This is a genomic window from Ruegeria sp. SAZA006, from assembly GCF_059613465.1.
Genome location: NZ_JBXWSO010000003.1, coordinates 152067 through 170779, shown reverse-complemented (window position 1 = coordinate 170779; position 18713 = coordinate 152067). Strand labels below are relative to the sequence as shown.

Sequence of the window (18713 nt, the reverse complement as noted above, 5' to 3'; positions counted from 1 at the left end):
CGGCGCGGGGGTTGTTCCGCGCTCTGCTCAGGCGATGGCGCGTCTGTACAGGTGCCATGTCGCGTGCCCCAAGACAGGCATTACGACGATCAGGCCCAAAAGCAGCGGGATCGCGCCAAGAACCAACAGCGCGGCGACGATGAAGCCCCAAGTCAGGATCACGGTCGGATTGTGCCGCAGGACCCGGACCGAGGTGACCACGGCCACAGGCAGGCCGATCTTGCGGTCAAGAAGCAACGGGAAGCTGACAACGCTGACGGCCAAGGCCACCAGAGCAAACAGGAACCCAACCGCCGATCCGACGATGATCATGGTCCAGCCGGGGCCGGTGGTCAGAGCCTGTGTCAGAAATTGGCCCAGCGTCTCTGGCGGCTGCGGACCCAGTGTTTCGACATAGATGCCATGGGCCACCATCAGCCAGACCAGCAAAAGCATGACAAGGTAAAAGGCCAGTGCCAGTATGGCGCCGAACGAGGGGGATCGGAAAACACCCAGCGCGTCCAGCCAGTGAACCTCGTGCCCCTGTTCCCGCCTGCGGCTGATCTCATACAAGCCCAAAGCAGCCACCGGACCGATAAGCGCAAACCCGGCCACCAGAGGAGCCAGAAGCGGCACCATGTTGGCCTGCATGGCGAATCCGAACATCAAAAGCCCCGCGATCGGGTAGATCAGAACGATGAAAATGGCATCGGCCCGTATCGCCAGAAAGTCTTGGTATCCGGCGCGCAGGCACTCTCGCAAGTCTTGCAGCGTCAGCGTTTGAACCGTCGGCAGATGCTGGGTGTCAGCGCTGCCGATGGCGGTTACGTTTTCAGCGATGTGATCGCTGGTCGCGCCGAGTTGTTGCGCGGTCCAACTGATCGGGTTTCCGATTGTCTTTGCCATTGTCATCCCTTTCCTTGGCACAGGTGCGCCGCAGGATGCATCCGGCGAAAAGTTGCCCGTGGCCGGATGACCCGGCAACGCCTGACCCTAGTGTACCACAGTTTTTTCCAATCCTGGTTCACCCTTGTGAGATCGCCCGATTGCCCTGCGGCGCCGAAGTGATAGCTTGGATCCAGGCAAAAGGAGGTCAGCATGCAGAAAACGGCGCGTACCGTAGTCATTCACGAAACCGGCGGCCCCGAGGTGCTGAAGATCGAGGATAGACCGTTGGGTGACCCGGGACCGGGCGAAGTTCGGATCCGCCATCACGCCTGCGGTCTGAATTTTATTGATGTCTACCAGCGGACCGGTCTGTATCCGATGGAACTGCCGCACGCGCTGGGAATGGAAGCTGCTGGGGTGATCGAGGCAGTCGGTGAGGGCGTGACCCATCTGAAACCGGGCCAGCGGGCGGCCTATGCCGCGGTGCCGGCCGGTGCTTATTGCGAAGCGCGGGTGATGCCCGCGTCACAGGTGTGCCCTTTGCCTGGCGGCATCTCATTCGAGACCGCGGCGGCCATGATGCTCAAGGGCTTGACGGTTGAATACTTGTTTCACCGCACCACGCCGCTGAAACGTGGTGATACGGTTCTGTTCCATGCCGCCGCCGGGGGTGTCGGCCTGATCGCGTGCCAGTGGGCCAAATCCGAAGGCATCAAGCTGATCGGTACGGCCGGGACCGATGACAAGTGCCGTCTGGCCCAGTTCAACGGCGCCACACACTGCATCAACTACCGGACCGAGGATTTTGCGTCCCGCGTGGCCGAGATTACCGGCGGCAAAGGGGTCGATGCGGTCATGGACTCTGTCGGTGCCGATACGTTCGAAGGGTCGCTGGACTGCCTCAAGCCATTGGGGATGATGATTTCCTTCGGCAACGCGTCTGGACCCGTGCCACCATTCAACATAGGCATTCTTGGGCAGAAAGGGTCGTTGAAAATCACCCGGCCGACGCTGTTCACCCATATTGCGGACCATTCCGTATGTCAGGCCATGGCCCGGCGGTTGTTCGGCAAGGTGGCCGGCGCCGAGGTCAAGATTCACATCGATCAACGCTTTGAACTGGATCAGGTCGCTGAGGCGCACCGCGCACTGGAGGCGCGGCAGACAACCGGAAGCACAATCCTGGTGCCATGAAAAAGGCCCGGCACGCCGTGCCGGGCCCGTTCGATTCTGCGCGAGGGATCAGAAGCGGTATGCCGCCCGGATCTGGAACGTGGTTGCATCCACGTCGACACCGGTCGAGTTGAAATTGTCGAACTCGTGGTACAGCAGCTCGCCCGCGATGCTGACGTTCGGCGCGACGATCTGTTCATAGCCGGCGCCGATGAACCAACCATCGTCGCTGCCCAGCGTGTCGGTTCCCGCATCCGCGTAACCAGCGACACCATACAGCAGCCCCTGCGGGTTGACCTTGTAGCCGGCGCGGGCTTTCAGCCGCCAGACGTCTTCGACCGTTGCGGCACCCGAAAGGTCGACGTCAGACCAGTCATAGTCAAAGCCGCCGCCTACAACCCAGTCGCCCAGATCATAGTCGTAACCAAGGATGAGACCGCCGATGGCGCCGTCTCCGTCCACACCGGACAGGCTGGTGCCGATATCCGCGTAGCCGACCTGCGCACCTGCATAGAATCCGGTCCAATCGCCCGAGGACTGCGCCATGGCGGTGCCGGCTGCAAAAGTTGCAACGGTGGTCAAAAGTGCCAGTTTGCTCGTCATCTTGCTATCCTTTCGTTGGAAGTTATCTGCCTCGGCCTTTGGTTGGCCTGAAGGTTTGTTTTGATCATTACGTTCCGGTCGGTGGACCGGATCATTGGTTTTTCGCTGTTATTCCGACCCGGATTTCCGCAAGGTCTGCGGCTTGCCGCCCTTTTGGAGTGTTGTTCTGATCAGATAGGTTCGGGGTCGTGGGGCTTCAAATCACGATCGGCGGCAGAAGCACGCTGCCGCCGATCCTTGCCGCCAATTCAGCAGATTATTGCTGCAGTTCGGCCGGATCCTTGTCGGCGATCGTTTCCCAGTTGACGCTGGCTTTTTCGATGAAGCCGGGGATGTCGCCTTCCCAACGCTGCTGGATGTCTTCCGACAGGTTCAGGTACAGCTTGTTGTCCACGATCTTCCAGTAGGTGGGATCGCCGTCAAACTTGAACCCCATGGCCGCTCCGAAGGCGCAGTAGCCGCCATAGGCCGGCAGGTAGGCCTCGGGATTGGCTTCGAACGCGGCCTTGTTCTCTTCGGTGGCAAAACGGTACAGCGCATCGTTGTGCAACGCCGTGATCTTGTAGCTGCCTTTGGTCGGCTCGCCTTCGGTGAAATAGGCCACAGGGTCGTAACCCTGCATCGCCAGGCCGGTCGACGAGGCGTTGATTTCCACGCCGGCCGCCAGGGCCGAGCTTGCGATTGCCACGGACAGCGCCACGCCGCCCAACAGGGATTTGATCTTGTTCATGGTTCCACCTTTCGTGATCGGGGCTGCCCGGCATGTCCAAGCGCGGGCGTTCCAGCACCGAAATTGCGTTTCGTGCACCCGGTAATTGAGCGTCACGGAAACTGAGGTGGGAAAGGCAGCGATCACGTTCAAAGCAATCAAACGTGAATGTGCGGAAATGCCAAGCGGTCTGTTCGCCTGCGCAGGTCGGTCCGCGGTTCAGCTGTCGGGTACCAGGGCAAGAACAAAGCGTACGACCTTGGCGGCAGGCATCTCGCAGGGGCGCAGCAAAGCGCCGCTCTGATCCGTCAGGTACAGGTTCATACTGATGTAGTCTCCGCCACCCCGTTCATGGGCGACCAGCTTGTGCGATTTGCCGTCCGCCATCGCCAGCCGCGTGACCGAGTAGCTTCGACCGTTTGCGGTTCCGGTGAAGGAACCCGCCGGCAAGGCAAAGAATGCGTCCAAAAAGTCGGTCGGCGCGGTCACGATTTCCCGATCTTGGGCTCTGTTCCCGCCTTGATGCGGGCCAGATTCTCGCGGTGGCGCCAGTAGATTAGCAGCGTCAGAACGACGCCCAACAAAAAGGTCGACCCGTCCGTCAGGATCATCACCCATGTTGTCGACAGGGCTGCCGCGGCCAGCGCGCCGAGGGATGAGATCCGCCAGATCGCAGCAGCGATCAGCCATGTCAGACAGCATGCAACGCCCACCCGCCAGTCCAGCGCCAGCCACAGGCCCAGGAAAGTTGCCACGCCCTTGCCGCCCTTGAAGCTCAGCCAGACCGGGTAGCAATGGCCGACAAAAGCCGCCAGCGCCGCGACCTGGGCGGCATCGTCGCCGGCCAGTGCCCGGGCCAGCAGGACCGCGACCGCGCCTTTGCCGGCGTCGAACAGAAGGGTCAGCGCCGCCGCCGCCTTGCTGCCGGTGCGCAACACGTTGGTGGCACCGATATTGCCGGATCCGATCTGGCGCAGGTTGCCCAGCCCCATCACCCGCGCAACGATCATGCCATAGGGCACCGACCCCATCAGGTATCCGATCGCGGCCCAGATAATCAGTTGGGTCGTCGTGCTGTCGAAAACGGGCATCAGGGTCTCCGGAAAATTTCTTTGCCTGCAACGTAGGTTGCGGTGACCTTACCCTGCATCCGCTGTCCGTCAAACGGGGTGTTCTGCGATTTCGATTTCAGCGTGAACCGGTCCAGCACGAAGGGCACATTTGGGTCGAACAGAACCAGATCGGCCGGGGCGCCCGCGCTGAGGCGGCCGCAGTCCAGCCCCAGTCGTTTCGCCGGATTCAGTGTCATGGCCCTGAACAGGGTCGGCAGGTCCAGTTGATCGGCATGATACAGGCGCAGTGCGGCCGGCAGCAGGGTTTCCAACGCAACTGCGCCCGAGGCCGCCTCTTCGAACGGGAGGCGTTTGCTTTCCTCGTCCTGCGGCGTGTGCATCGAGCTGATCGTGTCGATCAAGCCGGAGCGCACGGCCTCGATCACCGCCTGCCGGTCATCCTCGGATCGCAGCGGCGGCTTGACCTTGAAGAAGGTGCGATAGTCGGCCACGTCCAGCTCGTTCAGCGTCAGGTGATGGATCGAGGTGCCGGCGGTGATGTCCAGCCCGTTGCGCTTGGCCCGTTCCAGTGCGGGCAGGGCGCGGGCCGTGGTGATCTGGTCGGCGTGATAGGCCGCGCCGGTCATTTCCAGTAAGGCGATGTCGCGGTCCAGCCCCATACGCTCGGCCATGGGCGAAACGGCGGGCAGACCGCGCAGGGCGGCGAACTTGCCGCTTGTGGCGGCAGCACCGTGGCTCAGGCCCGGGTCCTGCGGGTGGGCGATGACAAGCGCGCCGCAGGCCCGGGCATAGGTCAGCGCGCGGGAAAACACCTTAGTGTCCGTCACCACATGGTCGCAGTCGGTGAAAGCCACCGCACCGGCATCCATCAGAAACCCGATCTCGGTCATCTCGCGCCCGTCGCGGCCCTTGGTCAGGGCGGCCATGGTCAGCACGTTGACGGGCGTGTCGGCCTGGGCGCGGCGGGTGACGAACTCGAGCGTTTCCGGCGTGTCGATCGCAGGCAGGGTGTCGGGGCGGGTGACCATTGTGGTCACGCCCCCGGCCGCAGCGGCAAGGCCCGCGGATTTGTAGCTTTCCTTGTGCCGCTCGCCCGGCTCGCAGACCTTGACGCCGATATCGACGATGCCGGGGGCCAGACACTGACCACCGCAATCGATCACCTGCGCGTCCGCCTCGGGAGCTGGACCGTCGCCGCTGGCCAAGATGCGCCCGTCGGCCACGTGCAGCCAACCCAGCGCGTCGGTTCCGGCTTCGGGGTCGATCAGGCGGGCGTTGGTGAAGATCAGCTTGGTCATGCCATTGCCCTTTCAATCGCGGCTTTGATGGCGGCCGGGTCGGCCTGGTACTTGATCAGGTGCTTGTCGCCGCCTTTGGTGACGATCTGCACGAAGCTGCCCATGATATTCACGGCCGCGATCTGGTTCAGCGGCACGCTGCGTCCGCCGGGTCCGGTCAGGGTGGTGTCGGTCATCTGCCAGTTGGCCACCAGTTCCTCCGAGGCAAGGTACCACGCTCGGACGCCCACCGCCGCCAGACCGGCCGGGGCGCCGGTGAAGACATAGGGATTTCCGATCAGCCACAGCACGAGCATCGCCCCCGCCATCGCGCCCGCGGCCAGCCACGCGTTGGTGCGGACATAAGCGCCCTTGTCCGGCGCAAAGATCACAGGATCAGCCACAGAGCACCTCCGATGACCAGCAGGATGATCAGGGCAAGTACGGCCGATCCCGTCCGGCGGGGTTGCTCGCTCGAAACCGGGTTCGGCGCGGCCGAGTATGGCCGCGCGCTTTCGGTCTTGATGGTGCCGCCGCTCCAATTCGTGGCCTCTTCGGTGTAAAGGCCGATCAGGCGCAGACGCGGATCGGGGTTCAATTTGGCCGCGCGCCCGCTCAGGGCCGCGCTGCGCAGCACCAGAACCCAGCCGTCGACCGCGTCCAGCTTGGCCCGGTCCAACTGGTCCTCGGACACGCCGCAGCCTTCGCTGAGATAGCCGTAGAGGCCTAGATCCTCGAGGTCGGACACCGGAAACACGTCGATCTGCTCAGGGTCCAGCCCCGAGACCCCAAGGACCTGATCCGCCGCGCCGGGCTCGCGCAAGAACTTCGCCTCTTCGGGCCGCATGTTCAGCGCGAACAGGCGGATCACGCCGCGCTCGCCAGCGGAGATGTCCAGATCGCTCATGCTGCCTCCTTCAGGTTGCGGGCCAGCAACTCCATCGCGGCCATGCGCACGGCGACGCCCATCTCGACCTGTTCTTGTATGACCGAGCGGTTGATGTCATCGGCCAGCGTGCCGTCGATCTCGACGCCGCGGTTCATCGGGCCGGGATGCATCACGATGGCGTCCGGCTTGGCCAGCGCCAGCTTGGCGGCGTCTAGGCCATAGCGGTGATAGTATTCCCGTTCCGACGGGATGAACCCACCATCCATCCGCTCTTTCTGAAGGCGCAGCATCATCACAACGTCCACGTCGCGCAGGCCTTCAGTCATGTCGTCATAGATCTCGGCCCCGAATTCGGCGAATTGCGCGGGCACCAGCGTCGGTGGGCCGATCAGGCGGATGCGGTTTTCCATCTTGCCCAGCAGGATCAGGTTCGACCGCGCCACGCGGGAATGGGCGACATCGCCGCAGATCGCCACGTTCAGCCGGTGCAGCCGCCCCTTGGCCCGGCGGATGGTCAGCGCATCCAGCAGCGCCTGCGTTGGGTGCTCGTGCCGCCCGTCGCCGGCGTTCAGCACCGCGCAGTTGACCTTCTGCGCCAGCAGGTCGACCGCGCCCGAATGCGGATGCCGCACCACCAGAAGGTCGGGATGCATGGCATTCAGCGTCATCGCCGTGTCGATCAGGGTCTCGCCCTTTTTGATCGAGCTGGCCTGCATCGCCATGTTCATCACATCTGCGCCCAGACGCTTGCCCGCCAGTTCGAAACTGGCCTGCGTGCGGGTCGAATTCTCGAAGAACATGTTGATCTGGGTCAGCCCCGCCAAAACGTCCGAGTGCTTGGCCGATTGCCGGTTCAGATCGACGTATTTTTCGGCCAGGTCCAGAATGGCGGTGATGTCGGATTGGGACAGATGCTCGATGCCAAGAAGGTGACGATGGGCGAAACGCATGGGCCGGGCTCCTGTCTGACAGTCGCGCCGCTTATAGAAAGCGCAGCGCCTCGGGGCAACTGGAGTCAGTCCTCATCGGGCAGTTTCTCGCATCCGCCTTCGGGCAGGCACTGCTCGCCGGGTCTGCACCACTTGCCGTATCCGCAATCGACGGCCTTTCTGGGCACGCAGCCCTGATTGGCCGAGCATTTGAAACCGGTGCGGCACTGCGATCCGGTCTCTTCGCACAGGTACCAGCCCGGGCGCGTGCAGCCGCCGCCCGGCAGGCAGGTCGAGCCGGCTGCGCAGGTCCGCCCGTCGTCGCAGGGCGTTGCCGGTTGCGGAGAGGGGTCGAAGTCGGGCGAACTGCGCTCGCATTCGCCGCGCGCGTTGCAGAAGGAGCCGCTGGGGCAATCCAGCCGCGAGGCGCATTTGTTCGCGCCCGCGGGCGCGCATCGGGTGCCCCCGGCCACGCATTTCTCGAACGGCCCGCAGGACCTCCCGCCGCCGCAATAGGTGCCCCCGGCCTGAATGCAGAACCCGTCATAGCTGCAGCGTTGGCCGACCGAGCAGCATTTCAGACCGCACTGAAACTGGCCCCCGCGGCATTGTCCTTGATTGTTGAGAAACGACTGTGCCTCCGACCCGCCGGGCAGCAGGGCGAACAGAGTGATCAGCAGAAGGCCCAGGGTTCGCGTCATGACGGGGACCATCGTCGGCCCGGCAATGCGCCAAGGCAAGGCCAATTTGCTTTCCCTTCCCGCAAAGCTGAGTAGATTGATGGGCATGGAATCGGCCCTTGACCCCTACACCGCGCGTGCCCTGCTGGAATGGCAGGTTGAGCTGGGCGTAACCGACGCGATCGTCGACGCACCGGTTGACCGCTATGCCCTGCCGGACACGGCGCCCAAGGCGCGGAAACCTGCCGCGCCTCGGGCCGCGCCGCAGAAGCCGGTTGCGCTGGACCCGGTGGCCGAGGCGAAAAAGGCGGCCGCGGCCGCATCGTCTCTGGATCAGCTGCGCGCGGCGATGGAGGCGTTCGCTCATTGCGACCTGAAGCGCGGCGCGCGGCACCTGGTCTTTGCCGATGGCACCGCCGGCGCGCCTGTCATGATCGTCGGCGAGGCTCCGGGCCGTGATGAGGACCGCGTGGGCAAGCCGTTCGTTGGCCGCGCCGGGCAGCTGCTGGATCGGATGCTGGCCGCGATAGACTTGGACCGCGCCAAGAACGTCTACATCACCAATGTCCTGCCCTGGCGCCCGCCGCAGAACAGGGACCCGCGGCCGGACGAGATCGCGATGATGCAGCCGTTTTTGGAACGGCACGTGGCCCTGTCCAAGCCAAAGGTCCTGGTGGTAATGGGCAACATCAGCTGCCAGGCGGTTCTGAACAAGCGCGGCATCACGCGTCTGCGCGGGAAGTGGGATCAGGCGCTGAATCTGCCGGTTCTGCCCATGCTGCACCCCGCCTATCTGCTGCGCCAGCCCCTTGCCAAGCGCCAGGCCTGGGCCGATCTGTTGGATCTGCGCGCATATCTGGAGAACAAGGGATGAAGGTTCTGGCTTTTTCCGACCTGCACATGGCTCGCAATCGGGCTGCGGAACTGGTGGCAGCCAGCGTCGAAGCTGACCTGGTGATCGGCGCCGGCGACTATTGCAACATGCGTCAGGGGCTGTACGAGGCGATGGATTTGCTTTCCGGCATTTCCGCGCCGATGGTTCTGGTTCCCGGCAACGCCGAAAGCGCCGAGGAACTGGCGGCGGCCGTGCCGGACGGCGTGCATGTTCTGCACGGAACAGGCATGACTGTGGACGGGCTGCGCCTGTTCGGACTTGGCTATGGCGTACCGGTCACGCCATTTGGTGACTGGTCCTGCGACCTGACCGAAGCCGAGGCCGCCGAGCTGCTCAATCGCTGCGCGTCGGCGGACGTCCTGATCACGCATGCCCCGCCCAAGGGCAAAGGCGATCGGACTTCGCAGGGGCAATCGATCGGATCGACCGCGGTGCGCGACGCGGTGGAACGGATTCAACCAGACTTTGCACTGTGCGGTCATATCCACGACAGCTGGGGCTATCGCGGCGAGATCGGTCGCACCCGGATCGCAAATCTGGGGCCCAAGGTGAATTGGTTCGAGGTCGATCCATGATCGAATACGCAACGCTGTTGACCTTCATCCCAGCCGCCGTCGCGCTGAACATGACGCCGGGGGCTGACATGATGTTCTGTTTCGGGCTTGGGCTCCGGTCCGGTGCCCGATCTGCCATCGTGGCCAGCGCCGGTGTTTCGACCGGTCTGATGGTTCATGTTCTGCTGGCTGGGCTGGGACTTGGCGCGGCGGTCGCGGCTATGCCTTGGCTGTTCGACGTCATTCGCTGGCTGGGTGTGGCCTACCTGCTGTATCTGGCCTGGGGCACCATCCGGAACGGTGCGGTCCGGACTGAAGCTCCAATGAAGCCGTCGGGCCATGCCTTTCGCGAGGGGATGCTGGTCAACATGACGAATCCCAAGATCATTCTGTTTGTTCTGGCCTTCATCCCGCAATTCGTCTCGCCGGCCAACGGATCGGTTCTGGCTCAGTTCCTGCTGCTGGGCGCGATCATCGCTCTGGGCGGGTTCGTCGTGAATGCCCTGGTGGGGTCATTTGCCGGCGGCGCCGGGCGAGCGCTGATTTCAAGCCCGCTGGCTTCGCGAATTCTCGGCTGGGTCAGTGGCGGCGTGTTCGTCGCGCTGGCGGCCCGGTTGGCCATCATGGAAAGAGCCTGACACGACATGTCCCGAATTGATGAGACTATGGAATTCATCCCCATCCGCATCGCTGTGCTGACCGTATCGGATACGCGGTCACTGGCCGAAGATCGTTCGGGGCAAACGTTGGTCGACCGGATCGAGCATGCGGGGCACACCGTGGCCGACCGCAAGATCATTCAGGACGAGCGCGCCCAGATCGCCGAGCAGTTGCGGGCGTGGGTCGCCGACCCCGAGATTGACGTGGTGATCTCGACCGGCGGCACCGGCTTGACCGGGCGTGATGTCACCGTCGAGGCGCATCGCGATGTCTACGAAAAGGAAATCGAGGCTTTTGGCACCGTCTTCACCTTGATTTCGATGGAGAAGATCGGAACCTCGGCAGTACAGTCGCGGGCCACAGGTGGCGTCGCCGGCGGAACCTATCTGTTTGCGCTGCCGGGCAGCCCGGGGGCCTGCAAGGATGCCTGGGACGGCATTTTGGAAAAACAGCTGGATTATCGCCACCGGCCCTGCAATTTCGTGGAAATCATGCCCAGATTGGACGAACATCTGCGACGGAAGTAGACTGGTCGTACGTTTAACGGCTCATAACCGCCTTGTGGGTTGGTATTTTTTCCGGCCCGGCTACCTATTTATAGACGGCGTCCCGTTGCAACCGGAGTGAAAGATCTATGCGATTTCTGCGGCAGAGCCTCATCGGTGTCTTTCTGGCATCCCTGATGCTTGCGCTGTTGATTGTCGCGGCGCAGATGATCACCGGCGCAGTGCAAGAGGTCATGACCCGCGACAACAAACCCCCGCAGGCGCGCGAACGCGTGTTCGCGGTCACGGTTCAGAAGGCCGAGCCACAAACCGCCACCCCCTATCTGGAGGCATTCGGCGAAGTTCAAAGCCGCAGGCGTCTGGAATTGCGGGCAGCGCTGGGCGGCCGTGTCATCGGGCTGGCGGAAAATTTCGAGGATGGCGGGGTTGTGCGCACAGGCGAAGTTCTGGTCGAGCTGGACCCGGCCGATGCGCAGGCGGCGCTGGACCGTGCGCGGTCGGACCTGCTGGATGCCCAGTTTGAAGAACGCGATGCCGAACGCACGCTGCTTTTGGCGCAGGATGAATTGAAGGCCGCCGAATCCCAATCGGATCTGCGGGAACGGGCCCTGCAGCGTCAGAAGGATTTGCTGGACCGTGGCGTGGGCGCGACCGCCAGCGTTGAAGAGGCCGAATTGGCCGCGGCCTCGGCCCGGCAAACCGTGTTGTCGCGCCGCATCGCTTTGGCGCAGGCCGAGTCCCGCGTCGATCAGGCGACGACGTTGCTGGCGCGGGCACGTATCGCTTTGGAATCGGCAGAACGCGATCTGGAAGACATGACCATCCGCGCCCGGTTCCACGGGACGCTGACTGGTGTCACGCTGGTTGAAGGGCGTCTGGTCACGGCCAATGAAAAGCTGGCCGAACTGGTCGACCCGTTTGCGCTGGAGGTCGCGTTCCGCGTTTCGACCGCGCAATACGTGCGGTTGCTGGACGATCAGGGCAAGCTGATCCCAGCACCGGTGACCATCTCGCTTGAAGTGACGGGCACGGACCTGAGCGCCACCGGTCGGATCAGCCGCGACAGCGGGTCGGCCGGCGAGGGCCAGACCGGCCGGTTGATCTATGCCCGGCTTGATGCCGCGCCGGGGTTCAAGCCCGGCGATTTCGTGACCGTTTCGGTCGAGGAACAGCCGCTGGATAATGTCGTGCGTCTCCCGTCTTCGGTTCTGGATGCGCAAGGCACCGTGCTGGTGCTGGGCGACGACGACCGGCTGGAAACGCTCCCGGTCGAGCTGGTGCGCCGGCAAGGGGACGAAGTTCTGCTGCGCGGCGCCGGGCTGGAAGGGCGCGAAGTTGTGGTCGGTCGGACCCCGCTGCTGGGGTCGGGGGTCCGCGTGCGCCCGGTTCGCATCGAAGACAGCGCCGCGGTCGAGCCGGACATGGTCGAGCTGACGGACGAGCACCGCGCGCGGTTGGTGGCGCAGGTCGAGGCCAGCGACCGCATGTCCCAGGACGCCAAGACCCGTGTTCTTGCTCAGTTGAGTGAGGCGAAGGTGCCGTCGTCTCTGTTGCGGCGGCTTGAAAACCGGGCCGGGGGATAGGCGCCATGATGCGCGAGATCCCGGGCGCGGCCAGCGGCATCCTCAGCTATTTCACGCGTCACCGGACCATTGCCAACCTTCTGCTGGTGGTCATGCTGGTCCTTGGCGCGGCTTCGGCGCCGAACATGCGGGCGCAGTTCTTTCCGGACGTGATCCTGGAACGGGTCAATGTCAACGTCGAATGGGATGGTGCGGGGCCCGAGGATGTGGACAACGGGATTGTCCAGATCCTTGAACCTGCATTGCTGGCGGTCGAAGGCGTTGCCAGCACCGAGTCGACCTCCCGCGAAGGATCGGCCCGCATCGCGCTGGAATTTGAACCCAACTGGGACATGAGCCGCGCCGTCGAAGAAGTGCGCACCGCGGTCGACAGCGTGACCAACCTGCCGGAGGACGCCGAAGAACCGTCCATCCGGCGTGCCGCTTGGCGAGACCGGGTAACGGATGTTGTCCTCACCGGCCCGATCGAGACCGGGCAGCTGGCCAAATTCACAGATGAGTTGATCAATCGGCTGTTCGCTGCCGGTGTGACGCGGACCACGATCCGCGGCCTTGCGGCCCCACGCATCGTGGTCGAGGTTCCCACCGCGCAGTTGATCGCCAACGACATCACCCTGTCCGAGATCGCCTCGGCGGTCGCGGCCGAGGTCACGGCCAATCCGGCCGGGGACGTGACCGGCGCAAACGCCCGGATCCGCACCGGCGTGGAAAAACGCACCCCGGAGGAGATCGAGCGCATCGCTTTGCGCACCTATCCGGACGGGTCCAAGCTGGTGGTCGGCGATGTCGCGCAGATCCGGGTCGAGGGCGTTACCCGCAATCGCAGCTATTTCGTGGGCGAGAATCCGGCCATGTCCGTCCGGGTGGACCGGTCGAACCTGGGTGACGCGATCGACATTCAGCACACGGTCGAGGATGTGGTCGCCGAGATGCAGGCGAGTCTGCCGGATGGTATCTCGGTTGAGCTGATCCGTACCCGGGCGCAGGCCATCACCGACCGGTTGGACATTCTGATCGACAACGGGCTGGTCGGGCTGGGCTTGGTGGTGTGCCTGCTGTTCCTCTTCTTGAATGCGCGCATCGCATTCTGGGTCGCGGCCGGTATCCCGGTGGCCATGTCGGCGGCCATCGCCTTCATGTATATCGGCGGGCTGTCGATCAACATGGTCTCGTTGTTCGGACTGATCATCACGCTGGGTATCGTGGTGGATGATGCGATCGTGGTGGGGGAACACGCCGATTTCCGGGCCCGCCGGCTGGGCGAGCCACCGGTCGTTGCCGCCGAGCGCGCCGCCCGGCGCATGGCGATGCCGGTTTTTGCGGCCACGGTCACGACCGTGATCGCCTTTTTCGGTCTGACCGCCATTGGCGGACGGTTCGGAGAGCTGATCCGGGACATTCCCTTTACGGTGATCGCTGTACTGATCGCATCGTTGATCGAGTGTTTTCTGATCCTGCCGAACCACATGGCGCATGCTATCGCACATTCGGCCAAGGAACACTGGTATGACTGGCCCAACCGGGTTGTGAACCGGGGTTTTCGCTGGGTGCGCGACACTCTTTTCCGACCTTTGGTGGCGTGGGCAATCTGGGCGCGATACGTGGTCGTGGCCCTGATGATCGCCATTCTGGCCAGCCAGATAGCGCTGTTCATTAAGGGCGACGTCAATTGGCGGTTTTTCAACGCGCCCGAGCGGGGCTCGGTCACCGGCAATTTCATCATGGCCGAAGGCGCTACCCGCGCCGACACGATCGAAATGATGCACATTCTGCAGCGCGCCACGGAAGAGCTGGGTCAGATCTACGAAGAACGCCACGGTCGCAACCCGATCGACTATGTTCTGGCCGAGATCGGAGGGAGCGCCGGTTATGGTCTGTCCGCCGCCGATGGCAAGGATGGCGATTTGCTGGGCGGTATCTCTATCGAGCTGATCGATGCCGACCTGCGACCTTATTCCAGCTTTGAATTCGTGGGCGAGCTGCAGGAATTCGTGCCGCGCCATCCCAAGGTCGAATTGCTGACGTTCCGCGGCTGGCGCTCGGGTCCGGGTGGTGATGCCATCGACGTGCAGCTTTTCGGCGCGGACGTGAACACCCTGAAATCCGCGTCCGAGGCCCTGCAGGCGGAACTGTCGAAATACCCCGAGGTTTCAGCGCTGGAAGACAATCTGGCCTATGACAAGGAAGAGTACATTCTGGATCTGACGGCACAGGGCGAGGCGCTGGGCTTCCGCATCGAGACATTGGGCCGGGTTCTGCGTCACCGGCTGAACGGGATCGAGGCGGCGACATTCCCCGACGGTCCTCGCAGCGCCGAGATCCGGGTCGAACTGCCCGAAAGCGAGCTGACCGCCGATTTCCTCGAACACACGCTGATGCGTTCACCGGACGGGGTCTATGTCCCGCTGGCTGACATCGTCTCGGTCAAGCGCGAGTCGGGGTTCTCGACGGTGCGCCGGGAAAATGGCCTGCGGGTGATCGCAGTGAACGGGGACATTTCCGAGGATGACCCGGCCCAGGCGGCGGAAATCACCCGCGCCATGCGCGAGGAAATCCTGCCTGATATCGCCGCCGAGTATCAGGTCGAGTGGCGCATGGCCGGTCTGAGCGAACAGGAGGACGAGTTCCTGACCGAGGCGCGCACCGGCCTGATCCTGTGCCTGACCGGGATCTACCTTGTTCTGGCTTGGATCTTCGCCAGTTGGACAAGGCCGCTGGTGGTGATGGCGATTATTCCCTTTGGTCTGGTCGGCACCATCTGGGGGCATTACATCTGGGGCGTTCCCCTTAGCATGTTCACGGTCGTCGGCCTGTTGGGCATGACCGGGATCATCATCAACGACTCGATCGTTTTGATAACGACCATCGATGGCTATCAGCAGGATCGCGGGCTGGTGCCCTCGATCATAGAAGGCACTGCAGACCGTTTGCGGCCGGTGATGCTGACCACGCTGACGACGGTGATGGGGCTGGCCCCGTTGCTGTACGAAGGGTCGCAGCAGGCGCAATTCCTCAAACCCACGGTGATCACGCTGGTCTACGGGCTCGGGTTCGGCATGGTGCTGGTGCTGCTCCTGGTCCCCGCGTTGCTGGCGATCCTGAGTGATATTTCTCGCCCGATGACGGCGATGCGCCGCGCCTTGCGGGCGCCGGACAAGGTGGTTCGGGTCGCGGCCGCGGGGACGGGCGGGGCGATGATGCTCTGGCTGCTGGTCACCATGGTCTGGCCGGTTCTGGCCGGCGCGCCGCTGGGTGTGCTGTCCGGGCTGTACGGCGGCGAGGACGGTCTGGCGTTGCTGAGAATGGGGCTGGGAGCGTTCGCGGCCGGTGCGGTTGCCATTCTGGCCGTCAGCCTGATCGTGTCCGCGGCGCTTTATGTCAGGCTTTCATCCCGGGCCAGTGCCTGAGACAGAAGGTCGGGCACCCGGGCGCTCATCGCAAGGTCGCGGTCCAGCACCTGCCGGATTGGGAACCAACGCGCGTCCTGCGCATCGTCCGCTGCGATCGGAGTGCCGGATCCGAAGCGGCAGGACACGCCGACCAGCAAATAGTGGGCGGTGATCTGTCCGGCCGAATCCCGGACCAGCAGATCAAGGTTGCCCAAATATGCCTGCGGGGTTGCTTCGATACCGGTTTCTTCCATCAACTCGCGCGCGGCGGCCTGCAAGACGGTTTCGCCCCACTCCACATGGCCGCCCGGAAATCCCCAGAGACCGGCATCGGGGGCTTTGCTGCGTTGCACCAGCAGGACATGGCCCTGATCTACGACAACCGCCAGTGCGCCGATCCGGGGAACCCGCTGCATCCGGTCAGCCCGCGCTGCAGCCCAGAATGTCGACCGCGTGTTTGGTCCCCAGAACCGTGATCCGCACGGCGGACCGGTCCAGCGCAAAGGGCTGACCGTCGGGGCTGATCACCTCGGACGTAGCGATCAGCCGATTGCCTTGCCGCCTGGTTTCAGTCTGCGATGCCCACAGGCCCGGGTTCCCCGGCTCGATCACCGCAAGTTCGGCACCACCGGCCGAGGGCATGTCGATCTGGACCTGAACCTGCAAACCGTCCGCGGTCGGGCTCAGGCGACAGGCCGCGCCAGTAACGCCAGCCTCGCGTGCAGAGAAGGGCCGTTGCGCCAGCGCAGCCGCAATCGCTGGATTCCTTGCTGCGCCCGCATCCAGTTCGTGGTCGAATTTCAACGATGCGGGAATACAGACATCCTTGCACACCCCCAGATCGACCTCGCCGCGCAACCGGACCGGTTTGGATGCGTCCTTGGGCGTAATCCGAACCGGCAACACCAGTTGGGTGTCGTAGCCGATGGACTTCAGGCCGTTCTGGTCAAAGACATGCGGCGTGGGCCAGGTGATCGCAACCGCGCCGACATTGCCGGACCGGCGCCAGTCGAATTCAGGCGGAATGCCGGCGTCACCGGGGGCCCGCCAATAGGTCTTCCATCCGGGTTCCAGATCCAGCCGGATCGCGGTGAGATAGGTTCCATCCTCGGATTGGCCGCCATCGATCACGTCCAGCCGGACGATCGAGTCGATCGATTGCCCCTGCGCAGGTGCGGACAGGGCCAGGCAAGCCGAAACAACGGTCAGAACGGGTTTGAACAGCGATCTCATGATCCATACATGCGACTTGCGGGCAGGTTTGCCAAGTCACGTTCTGGTCACCGGCAGAAATCGCGGGATTTCCGGCGTGATCCCTTGCCAATCCGGGTTCCGCAAGGTCATTGTAAGGGAATAAGCCTCACGAGTTTTTTTGATGGATCTGACTGGAAAACTGTTGATTGCGATGCCCGGCATGGGCGATCCGCGCTTTGATCATTCAGTGGTGTACCTGTGTAGCCACGGCGATGACGGCGCGATGGGTCTGATCGTGAACAAACCGTCGGATTTGCGAATCAAGACGCTGCTTGAACAGTTGAACATCGCGTGCCGCATCCCGGTTGTCGGAGAACGCCTCGTGCATTTTGGTGGCCCGGTCGAATTGTCCCGGGGGTTTGTGCTGCACAGCGCGGACTACGACGCAAATCTGCATTCGCTGCACGTGGCCGGCGATTTCAGCATGACGGCGACGCTGGACGTGCTGGAAGATATCGCCTCTGGCAAGGGGCCGCTGAACTCGATGCTGATGCTGGGCTATTCGGGATGGGGGCCGGGACAGCTGGAAGATGAGATCGCGGCCAATGGCTGGTTGACGACCGATGCCACATCGAAACTGGTCTTTGACGTTGCCGACGACGAAAAGTGGGAGGCCGCCTTGGCCACGCTGGGTGTCGATCCGCTGACGCTGTCGGCCAGCGCCGGTCGGGCCTGATCAGGAATTGCGTGGCGCCGCTGCCCGGCGCAGGCGGTCGTTGATGGCCGCCCCCACGCCCTCGGAAGGGATTGGGCTGACGGCAATTGGCCGCCCCGTACCGTCCAGTTCGTGCAGATACGCAAACAGTTTTGCCGCCGCCTCGATCAGGTCACCCCTGGCAGATAGGTTGCGGTCGCAGTCGACATTGCCAAATCCCAGCAGCAGCTCGTCCCCGCGCCGCTCGGTGGCGTTCAGCCGCACCGGTGCGTCCGGAGCATAATGTGACAGCAACTGCCCGGGAGCGGTCAGCAGATCTCCGGGCTTGTGGCGGGTCAGGCGCGTGCCCAGAACTGTTTCGATCTGCTCCAGAGCGACACCGCCGGGCCGCAACAAAGCGGGGGTGCCGGCCAAGCCCACGATGGTGGACTCCAACCCGACCGAACAGGGTCCGTCATCCAGTACGGCAGCGATCCGACCGTCCAGACCGGCGCGCACATGCGCCGCAGTGGTCGGGCTGATCCGACCGGAGGGGTTTGCCGATGGGGCAGCGACGGGTCCGTCAACTGCGCTCAGCAATGCGCGCGCGGTTGGGTGGGCTGGCACCCGCACGGCCAGCGTCTCCAGCCCCGCCGTCACCAGCGAGGATACGCCATGCCCTGCGCGCAGCGGCAGCACCAGTGTCAGCGGACCGGGCCAGAACGCAGCTGCCAGTTGTTCGGCATTGTCCGACCACTCGACATAGCGTTTGGCGGCCTCGACCGAGGCGACATGCGCGATAAGCGGGTTGAAACTGGGTCGTCCCTTGGCGGCGTAGATCGCTGCGACCGCCTCGCCGTTGCGGGCGTCGCCGCCCAGCCCGTAGACGGTCTCGGTCGGGAAGGCGACCAGCAGTCCCTGACGCAGCAGGTCGGCCGCGGCTGCAATCCCGGCGGGATCAGCATCCAGATATTGCGTGCTGTTGGGGATCATGGGTGGTGACGCGGCGTTTTGGTTGCTTGCAACAGGGGGACGGAT

General features: G+C 63.7%; 21 protein-coding genes. 8 read left to right on the top strand and 13 right to left on the bottom strand.

Annotated elements, in window-relative coordinates; translation table 11 throughout:
• Nucleotides 1-27: 27 nt before the first annotated feature.
• On the bottom strand, nucleotides 28-885 hold the full coding sequence (locus tag AC2FNZ_RS01780; protein WP_496839341.1) for a DUF2189 domain-containing protein: 858 nt from the start codon (nucleotides 883-885) through the stop codon (nucleotides 28-30).
• A 192-nt stretch (nucleotides 886-1077) separates the two neighbouring features.
• Between AC2FNZ_RS01780 and AC2FNZ_RS01775 the strand changes: the two genes are divergently transcribed.
• On the top strand, nucleotides 1078-2061 hold the full coding sequence (locus AC2FNZ_RS01775; protein ID WP_093963552.1) for a quinone oxidoreductase family protein: 984 nt from the start codon (nucleotides 1078-1080) through the stop codon (nucleotides 2059-2061).
• 48 nt (nucleotides 2062-2109) lie between these two features.
• On the opposite strand, the gene AC2FNZ_RS01770 is transcribed toward AC2FNZ_RS01775, so the two are convergent.
• From AC2FNZ_RS01770 to AC2FNZ_RS01730, 9 genes are all read right to left on the bottom strand, one after another.
• Nucleotides 2110-2643: an outer membrane protein gene (locus AC2FNZ_RS01770; RefSeq protein ID WP_093963551.1), complete on the bottom strand. Its 534-nt coding sequence runs from the start codon at nucleotides 2641-2643 to the stop codon at nucleotides 2110-2112.
• Nucleotides 2644-2899: 256 nt separating this feature from the next.
• A complete protein-coding gene (locus AC2FNZ_RS01765) occupies nucleotides 2900-3373 on the bottom strand; it encodes a YHS domain-containing (seleno)protein (protein ID WP_093963550.1) in 474 nt (157 codons plus the stop codon).
• A 198-nt stretch (nucleotides 3374-3571) separates the two neighbouring features.
• Nucleotides 3572-3841: a hypothetical protein gene (locus tag AC2FNZ_RS01760; protein ID WP_222457978.1), complete on the bottom strand. Its 270-nt coding sequence runs from the start codon at nucleotides 3839-3841 to the stop codon at nucleotides 3572-3574.
• On the bottom strand, nucleotides 3838-4443 hold the full coding sequence (gene plsY, locus AC2FNZ_RS01755) for a glycerol-3-phosphate 1-O-acyltransferase PlsY (RefSeq protein ID WP_496839340.1): 606 nt from the start codon (nucleotides 4441-4443) through the stop codon (nucleotides 3838-3840). The genes AC2FNZ_RS01760 and plsY overlap by 4 nt, the downstream gene beginning before the upstream one ends.
• Complete coding sequence (gene pyrC, locus AC2FNZ_RS01750; protein ID WP_496839339.1) at nucleotides 4443-5723, bottom strand: dihydroorotase; 1281 nt, start codon at nucleotides 5721-5723, stop codon at nucleotides 4443-4445. Before pyrC ends, plsY begins: the two co-directional genes overlap by 1 nt.
• Nucleotides 5720-6106: a hypothetical protein gene (locus AC2FNZ_RS01745; protein ID WP_496839338.1), complete on the bottom strand. Its 387-nt coding sequence runs from the start codon at nucleotides 6104-6106 to the stop codon at nucleotides 5720-5722. The genes pyrC and AC2FNZ_RS01745 overlap by 4 nt, the downstream gene beginning before the upstream one ends.
• Nucleotides 6091-6609: a hypothetical protein gene (locus AC2FNZ_RS01740; RefSeq protein ID WP_496839337.1), complete on the bottom strand. Its 519-nt coding sequence runs from the start codon at nucleotides 6607-6609 to the stop codon at nucleotides 6091-6093. Before AC2FNZ_RS01740 ends, AC2FNZ_RS01745 begins: the two co-directional genes overlap by 16 nt.
• Nucleotides 6606-7541, bottom strand: coding sequence for an aspartate carbamoyltransferase catalytic subunit (locus AC2FNZ_RS01735; protein WP_005979082.1), 936 nt, complete (start codon nucleotides 7539-7541; stop codon nucleotides 6606-6608). The genes AC2FNZ_RS01740 and AC2FNZ_RS01735 overlap by 4 nt, the downstream gene beginning before the upstream one ends.
• Before the next feature lie 65 nt (nucleotides 7542-7606).
• Nucleotides 7607-8308, bottom strand: coding sequence for a scavenger receptor class F, member 2 (locus AC2FNZ_RS01730; protein WP_496839336.1), 702 nt, complete (start codon nucleotides 8306-8308; stop codon nucleotides 7607-7609).
• Between AC2FNZ_RS01730 and AC2FNZ_RS01725 the strand changes: the two genes are divergently transcribed.
• From AC2FNZ_RS01725 to AC2FNZ_RS01700, 6 genes are all read left to right on the top strand, one after another.
• Nucleotides 8307-9074 carry a uracil-DNA glycosylase gene (locus tag AC2FNZ_RS01725; protein WP_496839335.1) on the top strand — a complete coding sequence of 256 codons (768 nt, stop codon included), beginning with the start codon at nucleotides 8307-8309 and terminating at the stop codon, nucleotides 9072-9074. The two genes, AC2FNZ_RS01730 and AC2FNZ_RS01725, sit on opposite strands and share 2 nt — an antisense overlap.
• On the top strand, nucleotides 9071-9670 hold the full coding sequence (locus AC2FNZ_RS01720; protein ID WP_496839334.1) for a metallophosphoesterase family protein: 600 nt from the start codon (nucleotides 9071-9073) through the stop codon (nucleotides 9668-9670). Before AC2FNZ_RS01725 ends, AC2FNZ_RS01720 begins: the two co-directional genes overlap by 4 nt.
• The gene (locus AC2FNZ_RS01715) at nucleotides 9667-10287 is read left to right on the top strand and encodes a LysE family translocator (RefSeq protein WP_496839333.1); all 621 of its coding nucleotides are present in this window, start codon (nucleotides 9667-9669) and stop codon (nucleotides 10285-10287) included. The genes AC2FNZ_RS01720 and AC2FNZ_RS01715 overlap by 4 nt, the downstream gene beginning before the upstream one ends.
• A gap of 6 nt (nucleotides 10288-10293) precedes the next feature.
• Entirely contained in the window at nucleotides 10294-10836 is a 543-nt protein-coding gene (gene moaB / locus AC2FNZ_RS01710; protein ID WP_496839330.1) for a molybdenum cofactor biosynthesis protein B, read from the top strand.
• Between the two features lie 107 nt (nucleotides 10837-10943).
• Entirely contained in the window at nucleotides 10944-12398 is a 1455-nt protein-coding gene (locus tag AC2FNZ_RS01705) for an efflux RND transporter periplasmic adaptor subunit (protein WP_496839329.1), read from the top strand.
• A gap of 5 nt (nucleotides 12399-12403) precedes the next feature.
• Complete coding sequence (locus AC2FNZ_RS01700; RefSeq protein ID WP_260064023.1) at nucleotides 12404-15805, top strand: efflux RND transporter permease subunit; 3402 nt, start codon at nucleotides 12404-12406, stop codon at nucleotides 15803-15805.
• Here AC2FNZ_RS01700 and AC2FNZ_RS01695 read toward each other — a convergent pair.
• Both AC2FNZ_RS01695 and AC2FNZ_RS01690 read right to left on the bottom strand, forming a co-directional pair.
• Complete coding sequence (locus AC2FNZ_RS01695; protein ID WP_170342285.1) at nucleotides 15772-16203, bottom strand: NUDIX hydrolase; 432 nt, start codon at nucleotides 16201-16203, stop codon at nucleotides 15772-15774. The genes AC2FNZ_RS01700 and AC2FNZ_RS01695 overlap by 34 nt on opposite strands.
• Before the next feature lie 4 nt (nucleotides 16204-16207).
• A complete protein-coding gene (locus tag AC2FNZ_RS01690; RefSeq protein ID WP_496839328.1) occupies nucleotides 16208-17020 on the bottom strand; it encodes a protein-disulfide reductase DsbD domain-containing protein in 813 nt (270 codons plus the stop codon).
• A gap of 142 nt (nucleotides 17021-17162) precedes the next feature.
• Here AC2FNZ_RS01690 and AC2FNZ_RS01685 point away from each other — a divergent pair, with 142 nt between their 5' ends.
• The gene (locus AC2FNZ_RS01685; protein ID WP_093963536.1) at nucleotides 17163-17717 is read left to right on the top strand and encodes a YqgE/AlgH family protein; all 555 of its coding nucleotides are present in this window, start codon (nucleotides 17163-17165) and stop codon (nucleotides 17715-17717) included.
• On the opposite strand, the gene AC2FNZ_RS01680 is transcribed toward AC2FNZ_RS01685, so the two are convergent.
• A complete protein-coding gene (locus tag AC2FNZ_RS01680; RefSeq protein ID WP_496839327.1) occupies nucleotides 17718-18668 on the bottom strand; it encodes an L-threonylcarbamoyladenylate synthase in 951 nt (316 codons plus the stop codon).
• Between the last annotated feature and the right edge of the window lie 45 nt (nucleotides 18669-18713).

Bases quoted from the DNA above. Each gene is read 5' to 3' on its own strand.
- AC2FNZ_RS01725 (WP_496839335.1), top strand. From the start codon at position 8,307: ATGGAATCGGCCCTTGACCCCTACACCGCGCGTGCCCTGCTGGAATGG.
- AC2FNZ_RS01690 (WP_496839328.1), bottom strand. From the start codon at position 17,020: ATGAGATCGCTGTTCAAACCCGTTCTGACCGTTGTTTCGGCTTGCCTG.
- AC2FNZ_RS01735 (WP_005979082.1), bottom strand. From the start codon at position 7,541: ATGCGTTTCGCCCATCGTCACCTTCTTGGCATCGAGCATCTGTCCCAA.
- AC2FNZ_RS01780 (WP_496839341.1), bottom strand. From the start codon at position 885: ATGGCAAAGACAATCGGAAACCCGATCAGTTGGACCGCGCAACAACTC.
- AC2FNZ_RS01740 (WP_496839337.1), bottom strand. From the start codon at position 6,609: ATGAGCGATCTGGACATCTCCGCTGGCGAGCGCGGCGTGATCCGCCTG.
- AC2FNZ_RS01715 (WP_496839333.1), top strand. From the start codon at position 9,667: ATGATCGAATACGCAACGCTGTTGACCTTCATCCCAGCCGCCGTCGCG.
- AC2FNZ_RS01695 (WP_170342285.1), bottom strand. From the start codon at position 16,203: ATGCAGCGGGTTCCCCGGATCGGCGCACTGGCGGTTGTCGTAGATCAG.
- plsY (WP_496839340.1), bottom strand. From the start codon at position 4,443: ATGCCCGTTTTCGACAGCACGACGACCCAACTGATTATCTGGGCCGCG.
- AC2FNZ_RS01680 (WP_496839327.1), bottom strand. From the start codon at position 18,668: ATGATCCCCAACAGCACGCAATATCTGGATGCTGATCCCGCCGGGATT.
- pyrC (WP_496839339.1), bottom strand. From the start codon at position 5,723: ATGACCAAGCTGATCTTCACCAACGCCCGCCTGATCGACCCCGAAGCC.
- AC2FNZ_RS01685 (WP_093963536.1), top strand. From the start codon at position 17,163: ATGGATCTGACTGGAAAACTGTTGATTGCGATGCCCGGCATGGGCGAT.
- moaB (WP_496839330.1), top strand. From the start codon at position 10,294: ATGTCCCGAATTGATGAGACTATGGAATTCATCCCCATCCGCATCGCT.
- AC2FNZ_RS01765 (WP_093963550.1), bottom strand. From the start codon at position 3,373: ATGAACAAGATCAAATCCCTGTTGGGCGGCGTGGCGCTGTCCGTGGCA.
- AC2FNZ_RS01770 (WP_093963551.1), bottom strand. From the start codon at position 2,643: ATGACGAGCAAACTGGCACTTTTGACCACCGTTGCAACTTTTGCAGCC.
- AC2FNZ_RS01775 (WP_093963552.1), top strand. From the start codon at position 1,078: ATGCAGAAAACGGCGCGTACCGTAGTCATTCACGAAACCGGCGGCCCC.
- AC2FNZ_RS01700 (WP_260064023.1), top strand. From the start codon at position 12,404: ATGATGCGCGAGATCCCGGGCGCGGCCAGCGGCATCCTCAGCTATTTC.
- AC2FNZ_RS01720 (WP_496839334.1), top strand. From the start codon at position 9,071: ATGAAGGTTCTGGCTTTTTCCGACCTGCACATGGCTCGCAATCGGGCT.
- AC2FNZ_RS01730 (WP_496839336.1), bottom strand. From the start codon at position 8,308: ATGCCCATCAATCTACTCAGCTTTGCGGGAAGGGAAAGCAAATTGGCC.
- AC2FNZ_RS01705 (WP_496839329.1), top strand. From the start codon at position 10,944: ATGCGATTTCTGCGGCAGAGCCTCATCGGTGTCTTTCTGGCATCCCTG.